Here is a 16,245-nt window from a genome sequence, read left to right as displayed (position 1 = left end):
CGTTCCGACCTGGCCCGGCGCGATTCGACTCACCCGGGCCGGACTCGACCTATGTTCCCTGCCGGCCCCCCGGGGTCCCTGTGCCGCATGCGAGCCTGTTCCTCGCCGCTGCGCAGGTGCTCCACGACCAGGTGCCCGATCCCGGTGACGTCCTGCCGGGCGATCGCCGCGAAGAGCTGCTCGTGGCCCCGGACGATCTCGAGCAGGTCATCGTGCTGGGAGAGGGACCAGCGCATCCGGCTGCCCAGGAGCCGTCCCATCTCCGAGAGCACCTCGTTGTCCGACAGCTCGATGACGACCTCGTGGAAGTCTGCGGCCGCCCGACGCGCGACGACACCGTCCCCCTGCTGTGCGGCCTCCCGCTCCCGTTCCAGCACGGTTCGCAGACGCTCCAGGCCCTCCTCGGTGCGCCGCTCCGCCGCGAGGGGGAACACCGCCTTCTCCAGTGCCTCCCGTGCCTCTCGGACCTCCCGGGACTGCTTCGCCGAGAACTCACGGACCACGGCCCAGGTGCGGGGCCGCAGGGTCACCAGGCCCTCCGCGGCCAGAGCTTTCAGGGCATCGCGCACGGGGACCCGGCTGACCGCGAGCCCTTCCGCCAGCTCGCGCTCGACCAGCCGGCTGCCGGGCGCGCGCACCCCGTCGAGGATCTCCTCGCGCAGCCGAGCGGTGACGCGCTCCCCCTCGGACACATGATCTGCACTCTCGCTCATACGTTCATCTTCGCAGGCTGTCTATGCCCGACTAGTCTGCTGCGATGACGACACCGCGCCTCAGCCGCGCCCAGAAGGTCGATGCCGCCACTCCCGACTCGCGCAACCGGGTGGTGGACTTCCTGCGTGCCGCCGCGATCACCGTGGTGGTGCTGGGGCACTGGACGATCGTCGCGGTCGATGCCGACGGCGGGATCTCACCCCACGGCGTGCTCGACACCGCCCGGTGGACCCATCCGCTGACCTGGATCTTCCAGGTGATGCCGATCTTCTTCCTGGTGGGCGGCTACTCCAACGCCCTGTCGTGGCGCTCCGCCCGGCGCAAGGGCGTCGGCTACGCGCAGTGGCTGCGCACCAGGCTGCGTCGGCTCGGGATCCCGCTGCTGCCGCTGCTGATCGCCTGGCTCGTGATCAGCGTGATCGCGCTCGCCGCCGGCGCCCCGAACACGGCGCTGCAGCTCGCCACCCAGATGGCGCTGGTGCCCACCTGGTTCCTGGCCGCCTACCTGCTCGTGATCGTGGTCGCCCCTCCCCTGCTGGTGCTGTGGGAACGCTTCGCCTGGTGGTCGATCGTGGGCGGCATCGCACTCGCCGGGGTGGTCGATGCGGTGAGCATCGGCCTGGACCAACCGCTGCTCGGCTATCCCAACTACGTGCTGGTGTGGGCGAGCTTCCACCAGGTCGGCTTCGCCTGGCTCGACGGGCGGCTGGAGGGCCCCGCTCGGCGCCTGGCCCTGGTCGGCATCGGTGCGGTGGGCCTGGCCCTGCTGGTCGGCCTCGGCCCGTACCCGGTCTCGATGATCACCTCGGGGGCCGACGAGATCAGCAACTCCAGCCCCACCCGCGTGACCATGGCGTTCCTGGGAATGCTGCAGGCCGGCCTCGTGCTGCTGCTGGAGCGGCCGCTGACCGCCCTGCTGCGCCGTCCCCGCCTCTGGTTCGTCACGGTGCTGGTGAACCAGCGCATCATGACGTGGTTCCTGTGGCACCTCACGGCCCTCGTGGGCCTGTCCCATCTCCTGCTCGCCCTGGGCGGCATCGGGCTGGGGCCCGCGCCCCTCAGCGGCATCTGGTGGGCGACGCGGCCGCTGTGGGCGCTGGTGCTGCTCGCCCTGACCGGGGTGATGGTGCTGGTGTTCGGCCGGTTCGAGGATCCTCGCGAGGACGACCGGCCCGCCCCGCCCCTGTGGCGGCCGATCCTCGCCGCCGTGCTCGTCTGCGCGGGGCTCGCGGTGATGGCCGACGCCGGGATGGTCGGCCCGGACGGGCTGCACTGGATCTGGCCGCTGCTGCCGATCCTGGGCATGATCGCCGGCGGCGTGATCCGTTTGCGAGGATCGAGGGCATGACCCCCGCTCTGCTCGACTCCCGCCTGCCCCTCGTCGCCGCGCCGATGGCCGGCGGACCCTCCACCGTCGGCCTCGCCGAGGCGGTCTCCTCCGCGGGCGCGTTCCCGTTCCTCGCCGGTGGGAACAAGAGCGCCGCTGCGCTCGGCGCGGAGATCGCCGCCGTCCGGGGACTCGGGGCGGACTTCGGGGTGAACCTCTTCGCCCTCCCGCCGCGCACGATCGACGAGGCGGCCTTCGCGTCCTATGCCGCCGAGCTCGCCGCGGAGGCCGACGCCTACGGGGTCATCCTGGACCCGGCGCCGCGCACAGATGACGACTCCTTCGAGGACAAGCTCGAGATGCTCACGCGCAGCCCGGTCCCGGTCGTGTCCTTCACCTTCGCGCTCCCCTCCGCCGAGCACGTGGCCGCTCTGCATGCCGTGCGCACGACGGTGCTGGCCAGCGTGACCTCGCCCGAGGAGGCATGGGCCGCGACCGAGCTCGGAGTGGACGGCCTCGTCGTCCAGGGACCGGACGCCGGCGGGCACAGCGCCATCCACGACCCCTCCCGCACGCCTCCTGCGATCCGGACGCCCGAGCTGGTGCGCCAGGTCGTGGCCGACACGAACCTCCCCGTCATCGGCGCGGGCGGCGTGGACGGACCGGTCGCGGTGCATCGGATCCTCGCCGCGGGCGCTCGGGCCGTGGCCGTCGGCACCCTGCTGCTGCGCACGGACGAGGCCGGGACCTCCCCCACGCATCGCGCCGCCCTCGCGGACCGGTCCTTCACGGCGACGGCGCTGACCCGGGCGTTCACCGGCCGGCCGGCACGCTCGCTGCGCAACGGCTTCATCGACCGCCATGAGGCGTCGGCGCCGACGGCCTATCCCGCCGTCCATCACCTCACGCGGGAGCTGCGCCGTGCGGCGGGCGCCGCCGGGGACACCGACCGGCTCCATCTGTGGGCCGGGACCGGCTGGCGCAGTGCGCCGGAGGGCCCGGCGGCCGACGTCATCGCCCGGCTCGCGAAGGGGATCTGAGCCTCCGCCCGCGCGGGGTCACGCGTCCCGCAGCACCTGGGTGCCGATGACGCCCAGCAGCTCGAGCTTCTGCGCGGCGTCCGTGCCCTCGAGCGGGAAGAAGGCGTGCATCGACACGTCCTCGTCGGGGGTGAGCAGCACTTCGCAGCGCAGCTCGATGGCCCCGATCTCAGGATGCAGGAACACCTTCTGATCGATCTGGCGCTGCGTGACGTCGTGCAGCGCCCACAGCCGGGCGAACTCGCCGCTGCGCTCCTCCAGCTCGTCGACCAGCGCGGTGACCTCCGCGTCGCCGCCGCGGCGGGTGAACGCGGCGCGCAGATCGCTCACGTGGGCGGCGGAGATCCTCTCCCAGTGGTCCGAGGGCATCAGTCGGGCCGACGGGTCGGTGAACCATCGCCGCACGAGGTTCCGGTCCCGAGCGGTGTCCCCCAGCACTCCCCCGACCAGTGCCGTGCCGAGGGCATTGGTCCAGAGCACCTCGCCGAGATCCGTCAGGATCACGACGGGGAGGTCCGTGAGCCGGTTCCCCAGGGCGATCAGGCCCGGGCGCACATGATGGCCGGCGCGCCGCGGGGGCGGGGCGTGACCGCCCAGACGCAGCAGATGGTCGCGCTGCTCCCGGTCGCAGTGCAGCGCCTGGGCGATGGCCAGCACGACCCCGGCTGAGGGCGCCGAGCCCCGACCCTGCTCGAGGCGCGTGTAATGGTCCACCGAGACGCCGGCGAGCATCGCGACCTCCTCGCGGCGCAGCCCGGGCGTGCGGCGCCGGGACCCTTCGGGCAGACCGGCGTCGACCGGACGCAGCTGCTCGCGGCGGCGGCGCAGGAAATCGGCGAGGCCCTGTCGATCGATCATCGACCCATCCTCCTCCTCGCCCGGCGCGCTATCCAGGGACGGCCTCTCCCCGGATGAACCGGGCCTCGTGCGTCGTACGTCGACGGTCCAGGCTGAACGGCATGACCACCACAGAGCACATCACCCCCGCATCCATCACCCCTGCGCCCACCACCCGCCGCCTCGGCGCGACCGGACCGACGGTCACCTCGCCGGGTCTCGGCGCCATGAGCCTGTCCGGTGCCTACGGACCGACCGACGACGCCGAGAGCCTGCGCGTGCTCCACGCCTACCTCGATGCCGGCGGCACCCTCCTGGACACCGGCGACTTCTACGGCGCCGGGCACAACGAGATGCTCATCGGCCGGGCCCTGCAGGAACGATCCCGGGAGGACGCCGTGCTCTCGGTGAAGTTCGGCGCCACGATCACGTCGACGGGGATGCCGCGGGGGTTCAACGGACGCCCCGAGAACGTCGCCACCTCGCTCGCCTACTCGCTGCGCCGGCTCGGCGTGGACCACCTCGACGTGTACCGGCCCGCGCGGCTCGATCCCGAGGTGCCGATCGAGGAGACCATCGGCGCGATCCAGGAGCAGGTCGAGGCCGGGTACGTGCGTCACATCGGCCTCAGCGAGGTCGGTCCCGAGACGATCCGTCGGGCCGCGGCCGTCGCCCCGATCAGCGATCTGCAGATCGAGTACTCGCTGCTCACCCGGGAGATCGAGACCAACGGGATCCTGGAGACCTGTCGCGAGCTGGGGATCGGCGTCACCGCCTACGGCGTGCTCGCCAAGGGCCTGGTCGCCGGGCGCTCCGGAGGCTCTCGGGAGATCTTCCCCCGCTTCCAGGGCGAGAACCTGGCCCGCAACCGCGCGCTGCTCGAGCAGATCCAGGGGATCGCCGCGACGAAGGGCATCTCGATGGCGCAGCTCGCGATCGCCTGGGTCGCCTCGCGCGGCGAGGACGTCGTGCCGATCGTCGGGTCCCGGCGCCTGGATCAGGTGACCTCGATGCTCGGCATCACGGCCGTGCAGCTGAATGACCAGGACCTGGCTCGGATCGACGCCGCCCTGCCCGTCGGCGCCGCCCAGGGCGACCGCTACCCCACCGCCCTCATGGAGCAGCTCGACAGCGAGCGCTGAGCCCGGGACACGACAGCAGAAGGGCCCCACCTCGCGGTGGGGCCCTGCTGACGAGTCACTGTCTCACGGTTTCTCGAGTGGAGCTAAGGGGATTCGAACCCCTGACCTCTTCCATGCCATGGAAGCGCGCTACCAACTGCGCCATAGCCCCGTATCGGGTGTCGCCCTCATCAGGCGACTCGTCAAGATTACCCCGATCGTCGGCTCAGGTGAAATCGGGAGCCAGGTTGTGTGACACCAACCTCATGAGCTGACCTGTGGTGTCCGAGGTGAGGGGCTCGAGCACCGACCGATGGCAGTTCTCCAGCCCGGCGATGCCCCGGAAGTCATCGGCGTCCAGCCCCAGCAGCGCGGTGATGCCCAGGGTGATCGCCGCGCCGTGCGAGACGACCATGACGGTACGCCCCGTGTTCTCGGCGACCAGGCGACGGCAGGCCTCCGCGATGCGCTCGGCGACCGCCGGACGGTCCTCGAGCCCCAGGCCGATCACCGGACGATGCGCGCGCCAGTCGGCGTGCTCGGTCGGCCAGTGCCGACGGATCTCCTCGCCCCGCAGTCCTTCCCAGGTGCCGAAGCTGCGCTCGATCAGCGCGGCGTCGGTGGAGACCTCGAGGCCGCAGGAGGACGCGACGATCTGCGCGGTGTCACGGGCACGGCCCAACGGCGACGCGACGATGAGGTCGGGCGGATTCGCGGCCACCGCGGCGGCGAGCACCCCGGCCTGACGGGTCCCGGTCTCGTTCAGGGGGATGTCCACCTGGCCCTGCAGGCGACCCTCCTTGTTGTAGTCCGTCTGTCCGTGGCGCACGAGGATCAGGCGCGTGCGCACAGGACTGCCGGTGGAGCGGGCGGGCGTCACGCCGCGGGGTCCGCGATCTGCAGGTCCAGCACGGGCGCATCGCGCCAGAGCCGCTCGAGGGCGTAGTAGGCGCGATCCTCGGCATGCTGGACGTGCACGACGATGTCGCCGTAGTCCAGCAGAACCCAGCGCGCATCCCGCTGGCCCTCGCGGCGCAGCGGCTTGCGACGGCGCTCCCGGAGCAGCGCCTCCTCGACGCCGTCGACGATGGCCGAGACCTGACGCTCGGAGTCCCCGCTGCACACGAGGAACACGTCGGTGATCACCACCTGCTCGGAGACATCGAGGCCGATCACCTCGTCGGCGAGCTTGTCGGCGGCGGCCTGACCGGCCACTCGGGCCAGGTCGAGGGATTCTTCGGGTGCACTCACGCGGCTGATTCCTTGAGGACGAGATGATCGGTGAACAGGTTCTGCACGGAGGCGTCCAGGGCGGAGGCCTCCCCGGGGCCGAGGACCCCGGTCAGGAGAAGGATGACGAGCGCGACCAGGGCGATCGCGACGAGAGCCCACACCAGCCAGATGAACGAGCGGCTGCCCGACCCTTCGGCGCGGTGGAGGACCTTGCCCTCGAAACGAGGTGCCGGTCGCGGGGAGGGGGCCTCGGTGACCGAGAGCTCCCCCAGCTCGACCCCGTCGGCGTCACGGTCGATGACCGCGGTCTGCGAGGATGACGAGCCCGTCGGGCTGCTCGTGCCGCTCGAGCCCGCGGAGCGCGGCGACTGCTTCTGCGTGGCCGGGCCCTCCGAGGCGACAGCGCCGTCGGCGGCTGCCGAGCGGTCCGAGGCGGACGTGTCGCCCGAGCTCGTCGTATCGACCGAAGCCTCCGGGTCGTCGGAGTCAGCTGCACCGTCGGAGGCAGCTGCGCCGTCGTGCCCAGCCGTGCTGTCGGTCGACGGGTCAGAACCGCCCTCGGGAGACGTGGCCTGCTCCGGATCCTCACTGAGCTCGATGATGCGGGCGCGTCGGCCGAACTTGCGCAGCGTCGGCACCGGAGCTGCCGCATCGGGCGGCTCGACGGCCCCGCGCACGCCCGGGACCGTGGACTGGTCATCGGTGGTCGCGACGGCCGAGCGCGATTCCAGCGCGGCGCTCTCCTCGGGGCTCAGCGCGCGAGCGCGTCGTCCGCGACGCGGAGTGGTGTCGGATTCAGTCATCGCCGTCACCTCCTGTGTAGAGGGCGTACTTGTTGATGTATTGGACGACGCCGTCGGGGACCAGATACCACACCGGTCCTCCCGCTGCGACGCGGGTGCGGCAGTCGGTCGAGCTGATCGCCATCGCCGGGACCTCGATCAGGCTCACCCCATCGACCGGAAGCCCCGAGGTGTCCAGCTCATGCTCGGGGCGGGTGACGCCGACGAAGTGTGCGAGGGAGAAGATCTCCTCGGAGTCCTTCCAGGTGAGGATGGACTGCAGCGCGTCGGCGCCCGTGATGAAGAAGAGGTCCGCCTCGGGCTGCTGATCGTGCAGGTCCCGCAGGGTGTCGATCGTGTAGGTCGAGCCGGGACGGTCGATGTCGACGCGCGAGACCGTGAACACGGGATTCGCAGCGGTCGCCACGACCGTCATGAGGTAACGGTGCTCCGGATCGGAGATCTCCCGATCGGCCTTCTGCCAGGGGCGACCGGTCGGGACGAAGACGACCTCGTCGAGGCCGAAGACGCTCTGGACCTCACTGGCTGCGACGAGGTGACCGTGATGGATGGGATCGAACGTCCCGCCCATCACGCCGATCCGTCGTCGCTGCTGCTCCATGGCGATCAGTGATCGCCGTGCCTGTCGGAGTCCCCGCGCTTGCGCTGGTTGGTCCCGCCGGTGAGGTAGGTGATCCCGAGCAGGATCAGCATGATGACGAAGACGCCGATGCCCACCATCGGCGGCGTGACGCCGCCGGTCGCGTGCTCGCCGGCCTCGGCAAGGATCATGAGCTGGTCGATCATGGTGTTCTAGGCCTTTCCAGGAGTGACCGGGCCATCATCCCACAGCCGCGCGCCCTGCTCACGCTGCGACGCCGGCGATGGGAGCGCAGTCACGGCCGCACGTGCCCCTGACCGATCACGAGCCACTTCCCCGTGGTCATCTCGGGGAGCCCCATCGGGCCGCGCGCATGGAGCTTCTGGGTGGAGATGCCGATCTCCGCGCCGAAGCCGAACTCGCCGCCGTCCGAGAAGCGCGTCGAGGCGTTGGCCATGACCACGGCGGAATCCACCTCGGCCAGGAACCGCTGCTGCGAGAGCAGGTCCCGGGTGAGGATCGATTCGGTGTGCCCGGAGGAATGGGCTCTGATGTGCTCGAGCGCCTCGTCGAGGTCGGCGACAACCTTCACCGCGAGCTCGAGGGCGAGGTACTCGATGTCCCAGTCCTCCGCGGTCGCCGGCACGACCTCCGCAGCGGTGCCCGCCGCGGACAGGATCCGGGCAGCTTCCTCGTCGGCATGCAGGCGCACCCCGGCCGCCGCGAGCGGGGTCGCCAGGCGCGGGAGAGCCGCTTCGGCCACCTCCCGATGGACCAGCAGGGTCTCCAGGGCGTTGCAGACCCCGACGCGCTGGGTCTTGGAGTTCAGGACGATCTCGCTCGCCTGGTCGAGGTCGGCGCTCGCATCGACCAGGATGTGGGTCGTGCCGGTTCCGGTCTCGATCACCGGGACCAGGGAGTTCTCGACGACTCGGCGGATCAGCCCGGCTCCGCCGCGCGGGATCAGCACATCGATCAGTCCCCGCGCCCGCATGAGCACGTCCACGCCCTCCCGGCCGTACGCGTCGATCCCGACGATGAGGTCCTCGGGCAGGCCGTGCTCGGCCAGCACGGACCGCAGCACCGCGATCAGGGCGGTGTTCGAGTGCAGGGCCGCGGAACCGCCGCGCAGCACCACCGCGTTGCCGGACTTCAGCGCGAGACCGGCGGCATCGACGGTGACGTTCGGTCGGGCCTCGTAGACCATGCCGATCACCCCGAGGGGCACACGCACCTCGCGCAGCTCGAGTCCGTTGCGCAGCACGGAGCCGCGCATCACCTCACCGATCGGGTCCGGGAGGTCAGCGGCATCGCGCAGCTGCTGGGCGATCGCGGCTACCCGCTGGGGGTCCAGTGCCAGACGGTCGCGCAGACCCGGCTCGATCCCCGCGGCGTCGGCCGCCTCGAGATCACGGGCGTTGGCGGTGACGATGTCCTCGGCGCGGGCGACCAGGGCGTCCGCCATGGCGAGCAGCACGGCGTCCTTGGTGTCGCGGTGCAGGAGCGCCAGGGCCGGCTGGGCCCGCTTCGCACGGCGGGCGGCGTCTTCCACGGCATGTGCAGTCATGCCCGGAGCCTACGGGTGCGGTCCGGGTCGCCACAGGACCGTCTCAGAGCACGACCAGGTGATCGCGGTGCACGACGGGACGACGGAACCGCTCCCCCAGCAGCTCGCGCAGCTCGGCCGAGCCGCGGCCGGTCATGGCTCGCAGCTCGTCGCTGCTGAAGGAGGTCAGGCCGCGCGCGATGACCTCGCCGTCCGGCGCGGCGATGTCCACCGGGACACCATCGGGGAAGGTCCCCTCCACCCCGGTGATCCCCACCGCCAGCAGGGAGCGCCGACGGGTGCGCATCGCCTCCGCCGCGCCCTCGTCGAGCACCAGGGTGCCCGCTCCGCGAGTCGCGAAGCGCAGCCACACCAGGCGGGACCGTCTGCGGCCGTGATGGCCCGGGAAGAAGGTGCCGATGTCCTCGCCGGTCGCGGCGGCGGCGAACTTCGAGGCGGAGGTCAGGACCGCGGCAGTGCCGGTGGTGGAGGCCAGCTGCGCCGCGGACAGCTTGGTGACCATGCCACCGGTTCCGATCTTCGAGCCGACCGAGCCGATGCTCACCCCGGCGAGGCGCGCCGCATCCTCGACCACGCCGATGCGCGTCGCCCCGGGCTCCTGCGGCGGTGCCGTGTACAGACCGTCGACGTCGGTGAGCAGGAACAGGGCGTCGGCCCCGAGCAGCTGGGCGACCAGCGCCGCGAGCCGGTCGTTGTCCCCGAAACGGATCTCATGGGTCGCCGTGGTGTCGTTCTCGTTGACCACCGGGAACGCCCCGAGGCCCATGAGGGCCTCCAACGCGTTGCGCACATTGCGGTACGTCTGCGGGCGGATCACGTCGGACTCCGTGAGCAACACCTGACCGGTGATCCGCCCGTGGTCCCCGAACGCCGTGGACCAGGCGGTCGCGAGCAGGGCCTGACCCACGCTCGCCGCGGCCTGCTGCAGGTCCACGGAGTCCGGGCGCTGCTCGAGGCCCAGGGGTCCCAGCGCCGCCGCGATGGCGCCCGAGGAGACGATGACGACCTCCGTGCCCTCGCTGCCGAGCCAGGCGCAGGTGGTCGCGATCTCCTGAACCCGCAGCTGGTCGAGGCGACCGTTGGAGTCGGTCAGGCTCGAGGAGCCGATCTTCACCACGATCCGCCCGGCATCCACCAGCCCGGCGCGCTCGGTGATGCGTGCCGGCTGGCGCAGCCCGGTGCCGCCCCCGTTCTCCGTTCCGGCCATGCTCAAGCGTTCCCCTCGTCCTTCGACGGGTCGGCCCAGTGGCCGGCGCGGCGTTCGGCGTCCATGGCCGCGATGCGCTTCATGCGGGCATCGGTGCGCGCCCGCTGGTCCTCGCGCTTCTCCTCACGGGTGGCGCGATGATTGTCCTCGAGGCGCTTGTCGGTGCCGCGGCGACCCATCAGCAGCTCGGCACCGCCCACCATCGTCGGCTCCCAGTCGAAGACGACCGCGTCGTTCCCCGGGCCGATCAGCACGGTGGATCCGGAGACGGCACCGGCCTTGAAGAGCTCGTCCTCGGCGCCGATCTTCGCCAGACGATCCGCGAGGTAGCCCACCGCCTCATCGTTGGTGAAGTCGGTCTGACGCACCCAGCGCTCGGGCTTGTCGCCCTCCACGCGGAAGGCGGTCGAGCCCTCGAACTCCTCCTTGACCACGCGGAAGCCTTTCGCGTCGACCGCACGCGGTGTGATGACGATCGGGGCGACGGTCGGCTCGGGAAGCTGGGCGCGGGCCTGCTCGACGAGCTCACCGAGCACGAAGGACAGCTCGCGCAGTCCCTTGTGGGAGAGCGCGGACACGTCCAGCACGGGCACATCCCGCTCCGCGAGACGCTCGCGGACCATGTCCGCCATCTCGGTGCCGTCGGGGAGGTCGGTCTTGTTGAGCACGATCACGGAGGGTCGATCCATGAGCGGGACCCTGGTCTCCGCCTCTTCGTCGAGCCCGGCGGCGTAGGTGGCCAGCTCGTTCTCGATCGTCTCGAGGTCGGTGAAGGGATCGCGGTCCGACTCCAGAGCCGCCGCATCGAGTACGTGCACGAGCACGTGGCAGCGCTCGATGTGGCGCAGGAAGTCCAGGCCGAGCCCCTTGCCCTGGCTCGCGCCCGGTATCAGGCCGGGCACGTCGGCGACCGTGTACCGGAAGTCGCCGGCCTCGACCACGCCGAGGTTCGGCACGAGCGTCGTGAAGGGGTAGTCCGCGATCTTGGGGCGGGCGGCGCTCATCGCCGCGATCAGCGAGGACTTGCCGGCGCTGGGGAAGCCCACCAGGGCCACATCGGCCACGGTCTTGAGCTCGAGCACGAGGGTGCGCTCCTCGCCGGGCTCGCCGAGCAGGGCGAAGCCGGGGGCCTTGCGCTGGGTGGAGGCCAGCGCCGCGTTGCCGAGGCCGCCGGTGCCGCCGCGGGCCGCCGTGAAGCGGGTGCCGATGCCGACCATGTCGATGAGCACGGTGCCGTCGGACGCCATCACGACGGTGCCATCGGGCACAGACAGCACGAGGTCCTCGCCGTAGGCGCCGTGCCGCAGGTCGCCCTTGCCGAAGCCACCGCTGGTGGCCTTCTGATGGGGCTTGTGGTGGTAGCTCAGCAGGGTCGTGGTCGACGCATCGACCTCGAGGATGACGTCACCTCCGCGACCGCCGTTGGCTCCGTCCGGGCCGGCCAGCGGCTTGAACTTCTCGCGGCGGATGGACGCGGCGCCGTGCCCGCCCGATCCTGCGGCGACCTGCAGCTCGACGCGATCGACGAACGTGGCCATGGGGTTCCTCCAGGAGGTGTTGAGATATGCATCGAGGGGCGGAGCATCGGCTCCGCCCCTCGAAGGCAGCTGGTGCCCCGGTTCCCGGGGCGAGCGATCAGACCGTCTCGACGATGCTGACCACGCGACGGTCGCGCTTGCGACCGAACTCGACGGTGCCCGCGGTGAGCGCGAACAGCGTGTCGTCGTTCCCGCGACCCACACCGTCACCGGGGTGGATGCTGGTACCGCGCTGGCGCACGATGATCTCGCCCGCGCCGACGACCTGGCCGCCGAAGCGCTTGACGCCCAGGCGCTGAGCGTTGGAGTCACGCCCGTTCTTGGAGGAGCTGACGCCCTTCTTTGATGCCATCTGGAATCAATATCCTTCTGTCGTGTCCGAAGGGATCGCTCAGGCGATGCCCGTGATCTTCAGCCGGGTGAGCTCCTGGCGGTGGCCCTGGCGCTTCTTGTACCCGGTCTTGTTCTTGTAGCGGAGGATCCGGATCTTCTCACCGCGAAGGTCCTCGACCTTCTCAGCGGAGACCTTCACCTTGGCGAGGTCGGACTGCGCGGAGGTGATCTTGTCACCATCAACCAGCAGCACGGGAGCGAGATCGATGCTGTCGCCCGCCTCGCCTGCCACGCGGTTGATCACGATGGTGTCACCGACCGACACCTTCTCCTGACGACCGCCTGCGCGGACGATTGCGTACACCACGTCACTGCTCCATCTTGTCATTCGAACTCTGCACTTGAGTCATGCACCCTGATCGGTGATCCGCGGACCTGCGACCGTCAACCGGCCCTGCACTCCCCGGAGGGTGTTCAGGCGGGAGATGCGGTCGCGCGGGTGTCACCAGGAACATGACTGCGGCGCGTTTTGCGCCAGGGAACAGCTTACGATCCCCAGCACCTCAGGTCAACCACCAGAGGCCGTCCGACCTGCGAGAACGCCGTCACATCCTGTGGAACACGTCACGCGGAGGCGCTCTTGGCCCGCCCGCACCTCATTCCTGCGAGGAGGGGTCCTGCTCCTGCTGGGAATCCGGCACGGAGTCCTGCTGGGAAACCTGCTCGGGATCCTGCTGAGCCTGCGGCGAGGTCCCGGTCGAGACGACCTCGCCGTCGACCGTCACCTCAGGCTGCGCGGTGCTGCCCGAGGCCGCCGCGATCGAGGCGATGGTGGCGCGAGCCAGGGCCCGGCTGTCCGCATCGTCCTCGAGCCGGTGGACGTCCGCGGCGGACTCGTCCGAGCTGTTCTCATCAGGCCCGTTCTCCTCCGTGGAGGAGCCGCCGCGCGATCGGCGCGCACGGCGCTTGGACGACTTCGAGGAGTCATCCCCGTGGCCGCCGGAGTTCCCGCCGCCGGAGTGTCCCCCGCCGCCGTTCCCGCCGCTCGAGCCCGCACCGTTGTGTCCGTGGAGGTCGCCGTCGATGTCGACGACGAGGCCGCGGCCGTGGCAGTGCTCGCAGGAGGTGGAGAAGGTCTCGACGAGACCCTGGCCCACGCGCTTGCGGGTCATCTGCACGAGACCGAGCGAGGTCACCTCGGCGACCTGGTGCTTGGTCCGGTCCCGGCCCAGGCACTCGACCAGGCGGCGCAGCACCAGGTCACGGTTGGACTCCAGCACCATGTCGATGAAGTCGATGACGATGATGCCGCCGATGTCGCGCAGCCGCAGCTGGCGCACGATCTCCTCGGCCGATTCGAGGTTGTTCTTGGTGACCGTCTCCTCGAGGGAGCCGCCGGAGCCGGTGAACTTGCCGGTGTTCACGTCGACCACGGTCATCGCCTCTGTGCGGTCGATGACCAGCGAGCCGCCGGAGGGCAGGTAGACCTTGCGGTCCATGGCCTTGAGCAGCTGCTCGTCGATGCGGTGCTTGGCGAAGACGTCCTTGTCGGACACGTGCCGGGTGACGCGCTCGAGGAGGTCGGGCGCGACCTCCGAGACGTACTCGTGGACATCGTCGTAGACCTTGTTGCCCTCGACGATCAGCGAGGTGAAGTCCTCGTTGAAGACGTCGCGCACCACCTTGATGGCGATGTCCGGCTCCTGGGAGAGGGCGACCGGCGCGGTCTTCGCCTTCTGGGCCTTCTGGATCTTCTCCCACTGGGCGCGCAGGCGCTCGACGTCGTGGGTCAGCTCCTGCTCGCTCGCTCCCTCGGAGGCGGTGCGCACGATGACGCCCGCATCCTCGGGGATGATCTGGCGCATGATCTTCTTCAGGCGAGTGCGCTCGGTGTCGGGCAGCTTGCGGGAGATGCCCGTCATGGAGCCGCCGGGAACGAACACGACGTAGCGGCCGGGCAGGGAGATCTGGCTGGTCAGCCGGGCGCCCTTGTGGCCGATCGGGTCCTTGGTGACCTGCACGAGGACCGGGTCGCCGCTCTTGAGCGCGAGCTCGATGCGGCGCGGCTGGCCCTCCAGGCCCACGGCGTCCCAGTTGACCTCGCCGGCATAGAGCACGGCGTTGCGGCCCTTGCCGATGTCGACGAAGGCGGCCTCCATCGAGGGCAGCACGTTCTGGACCTTGCCCAGGTACACGTTGCCGACCATCGAGGTCTGAGCCTTCTGCGCGACATAGTGCTCGACCAGGACGTCGTCCTCGAGGACGGCGATCTGGGTGCTGCCGGCCCGCTCGCGCACGACCATGGAGCGCTTGACGGACTCCCGGCGGGCGAGGAACTCGGCCTCGGTGATGACGTTGCGACGACGACCGTTGTCACGGCCCTCGCGGCGGCGCTGGCGCTTGGCCTCGAGTCGGGTCGAGCCCTTGACGGCCTTGACCTCGTCACGCGCCTCGCGCACCTTGACGACCGTGTTGGGCGGATCATCCGAGGAGGAGTTGGACGAGGAGTCGTCGTTGCCGGATCCGGAGCCCGAACGACGGCGACGACGGCGACGACGGGAGCTCGACGAGCTCGAGGAGCCGCTGTCCGAGCCGTCCGATCCGTCGGAGCCGTCGGCGCTGTCCTCCCCCGTGCTCTGGTCCCGGTCCTCGGACGAGTCATCGTCCTGAGACCCGTCGTTCGCCTCGGAGTCGTCGTCCGAGCTCTCGTCCTCGTCGTCCCCGCGGCCGCGGCCGCGACGACCGCGACCGCCACGGCGACGACGACGGCGGGAGCTGGAGGAGCCGTCCGAGGAGCGCTCGTCGTCCGAATCGGAGTCCTCCTCCTCGGAGGAGTCGGACTCGTCCTCGGAGTCGGTGCTGTCGTCCTGGGACGAGCCGCGCCGGGAGGAGCGACGGGAGCGGCTGCGGCGGGAGCGCGAGCGACCGGACTGCTCCTCGCCGCTCTGCTCGGAGGAGTCGTCCTGCTCGTTCTGCTCGTCGGCGTCGTCCTCGGTGTCGCCGTCGGCGTCCTCGAACGAGACGGACGCGCCGCCGACCGGGGCGTCCTGCGGGCCCACAGTGGTGCGGGGCTGCGGAGTGGGCGCCTGGAAGAGGAGCGAGGCGAAGTCCAGCTGGACCTGCTCGCGGCGTCGGGCCCGATCATCGGACTCGGTGTCCTCGGCGGGAGCCTCGTCCGCTCCGCGCGACGAGGCGAGGGCGCGCAGATCGCCGGCCACCGGGCTGCCGTCGTCCGCGGGGGTCTCCTGGGTGGGAGTCTCCGGCGCGGTGGTCTCCTCCGCGGCCTGCTGGGCCTCGGGGGCCCGGGTGGCCCGGCGGCGGGTGGAGCGCCGCCGCGTGGTGGTCTCCTGGGCTTCGGGCTCGCCGGCTGCGGACTGGTGGGCTTCAGCCTGCTGGGCGTCGGGCGCTGCCGTCGCGGGTTCCTCGACGACCGGCTCGGGCGCGGCGGTATCCGGCTCGACGGGGATCACCGGGGCGCCGGCGGGCGCTCCGGCACGACGACGCGGCCGCTTGGTGGCCTTGGTCGTGGTGGGCGCCGGCTCGGCAGAGGCGTCGCTCTGCTGGGCGACGATCGTGCGCGGGGTGGAGGCCTCTGCCTGCTCCGGTGCTGCTGCCGGGATCGGTGCCCCGGCAGGAGCTCCGGCCCGGCGACGACGTCGCACGGGTGCGGTGGTGGAGGTCGAGTCCGACGTGTCGTTCTCGGGATTATGGGTGCTGTCAGCCATGCGGCCGTCTCCTTCTGAAGGAACCAGCGCACCCTGGCCCCGTATGGTCATCGTCCCTGGGGACGGAAGTCTCAGGCCCTCGCCGTCGCGCAGCTCCCTGGAAGGAAGCGCTGCGATGCCGATCGCGGGAGCACAGCGGTCGCGGTCAGACGCGTTGCCGGTGCTCCGACGTGACGACGCCGGGAGGTTCCCCCACCCGGTACGGAGCAGGAGAGTGCCG

The 16,245-nt window shown here is 70.9% G+C and carries 16 protein-coding genes and 1 tRNA gene; 3 read left to right on the top strand and 14 right to left on the bottom strand.

All coding sequences use genetic code 11. From position 1 onward, the window contains the following. Positions 1-29: 29 nt before the first annotated feature. On the bottom strand, positions 30-713 hold the full coding sequence (locus ABD093_RS17835; RefSeq protein WP_343926168.1) for a GntR family transcriptional regulator: 684 nt from the start codon (positions 711-713) through the stop codon (positions 30-32). 44 nt (positions 714-757) lie between these two features. Here ABD093_RS17835 and ABD093_RS17830 point away from each other — a divergent pair, with 44 nt between their 5' ends. Then, positions 758-2,062 carry an acyltransferase family protein gene (locus ABD093_RS17830; protein ID WP_193115970.1) on the top strand — a complete coding sequence of 435 codons (1,305 nt, stop codon included), beginning with the start codon at positions 758-760 and terminating at the stop codon, positions 2,060-2,062. Beyond that, a complete protein-coding gene (locus ABD093_RS17825) occupies positions 2,059-3,081 on the top strand; it encodes an NAD(P)H-dependent flavin oxidoreductase (RefSeq protein ID WP_193115971.1) in 1,023 nt (340 codons plus the stop codon). Before ABD093_RS17830 ends, ABD093_RS17825 begins: the two co-directional genes overlap by 4 nt. Before the next feature lie 18 nt (positions 3,082-3,099). Here ABD093_RS17825 and ABD093_RS17820 read toward each other — a convergent pair whose 3' ends face one another. Next, positions 3,100-3,939, bottom strand: a complete 840-nt coding sequence (locus tag ABD093_RS17820) for a helix-turn-helix transcriptional regulator (protein ID WP_193115972.1) — start codon at positions 3,937-3,939, stop codon at positions 3,100-3,102. Positions 3,940-4,040: 101 nt separating this feature from the next. Here ABD093_RS17820 and ABD093_RS17815 point away from each other — a divergent pair, with 101 nt between their 5' ends. Beyond that, complete coding sequence (locus ABD093_RS17815; protein ID WP_343926165.1) at positions 4,041-5,060, top strand: aldo/keto reductase; 1,020 nt, start codon at positions 4,041-4,043, stop codon at positions 5,058-5,060. A 78-nt stretch (positions 5,061-5,138) separates the two neighbouring features. Here ABD093_RS17815 and ABD093_RS17810 read toward each other — a convergent pair. From ABD093_RS17810 to ABD093_RS17755, 12 genes are all read right to left on the bottom strand, one after another. After that, positions 5,139-5,211: transfer RNA gene (locus ABD093_RS17810), tRNA-Ala, on the bottom strand. 54 nt (positions 5,212-5,265) lie between these two features. Continuing rightward, entirely contained in the window at positions 5,266-5,919 is a 654-nt protein-coding gene (locus ABD093_RS17805; RefSeq protein WP_193115974.1) for a histidine phosphatase family protein, read from the bottom strand. After that, positions 5,916-6,290: a ribosome silencing factor gene (gene rsfS / locus ABD093_RS17800; protein ID WP_193115975.1), complete on the bottom strand. Its 375-nt coding sequence runs from the start codon at positions 6,288-6,290 to the stop codon at positions 5,916-5,918. Before rsfS ends, ABD093_RS17805 begins: the two co-directional genes overlap by 4 nt. Further along, complete coding sequence (locus ABD093_RS17795) at positions 6,287-7,075, bottom strand: hypothetical protein (RefSeq protein ID WP_343926163.1); 789 nt, start codon at positions 7,073-7,075, stop codon at positions 6,287-6,289. Before ABD093_RS17795 ends, rsfS begins: the two co-directional genes overlap by 4 nt. Next, on the bottom strand, positions 7,068-7,646 hold the full coding sequence (gene nadD / locus ABD093_RS17790) for a nicotinate-nucleotide adenylyltransferase (protein WP_343926263.1): 579 nt from the start codon (positions 7,644-7,646) through the stop codon (positions 7,068-7,070). The genes ABD093_RS17795 and nadD overlap by 8 nt, the downstream gene beginning before the upstream one ends. A gap of 35 nt (positions 7,647-7,681) precedes the next feature. Further along, entirely contained in the window at positions 7,682-7,861 is a 180-nt protein-coding gene (locus tag ABD093_RS17785) for a hypothetical protein (RefSeq protein WP_343926161.1), read from the bottom strand. Positions 7,862-7,950: 89 nt separating this feature from the next. Then, positions 7,951-9,222: a glutamate-5-semialdehyde dehydrogenase gene (locus ABD093_RS17780; protein ID WP_343926159.1), complete on the bottom strand. Its 1,272-nt coding sequence runs from the start codon at positions 9,220-9,222 to the stop codon at positions 7,951-7,953. Positions 9,223-9,265: 43 nt separating this feature from the next. Beyond that, complete coding sequence (proB, locus tag ABD093_RS17775; RefSeq protein ID WP_343926261.1) at positions 9,266-10,429, bottom strand: glutamate 5-kinase; 1,164 nt, start codon at positions 10,427-10,429, stop codon at positions 9,266-9,268. A gap of 2 nt (positions 10,430-10,431) precedes the next feature. Continuing rightward, the gene (obgE, locus tag ABD093_RS17770; RefSeq protein ID WP_193115980.1) at positions 10,432-11,967 is read right to left on the bottom strand and encodes a GTPase ObgE; all 1,536 of its coding nucleotides are present in this window, start codon (positions 11,965-11,967) and stop codon (positions 10,432-10,434) included. 97 nt (positions 11,968-12,064) lie between these two features. Continuing rightward, positions 12,065-12,319, bottom strand: coding sequence for a 50S ribosomal protein L27 (rpmA, locus tag ABD093_RS17765; RefSeq protein ID WP_193115981.1), 255 nt, complete (start codon positions 12,317-12,319; stop codon positions 12,065-12,067). Between the two features lie 39 nt (positions 12,320-12,358). Next, entirely contained in the window at positions 12,359-12,667 is a 309-nt protein-coding gene (gene rplU / locus ABD093_RS17760; RefSeq protein ID WP_193115982.1) for a 50S ribosomal protein L21, read from the bottom strand. A gap of 289 nt (positions 12,668-12,956) precedes the next feature. After that, complete coding sequence (locus ABD093_RS17755; RefSeq protein ID WP_193115983.1) at positions 12,957-16,025, bottom strand: Rne/Rng family ribonuclease; 3,069 nt, start codon at positions 16,023-16,025, stop codon at positions 12,957-12,959. Between the last annotated feature and the right edge of the window lie 220 nt (positions 16,026-16,245).

The sequence above is a fragment of the Brachybacterium tyrofermentans genome (assembly GCF_039526165.1).
In the GTDB taxonomy this organism is placed as follows: domain Bacteria; phylum Actinomycetota; class Actinomycetes; order Actinomycetales; family Dermabacteraceae; genus Brachybacterium; species Brachybacterium tyrofermentans.
The sequence above is the reverse complement of the archived record's forward strand: the minus strand, read 5'-3'. Positions and strand labels throughout refer to the sequence as shown.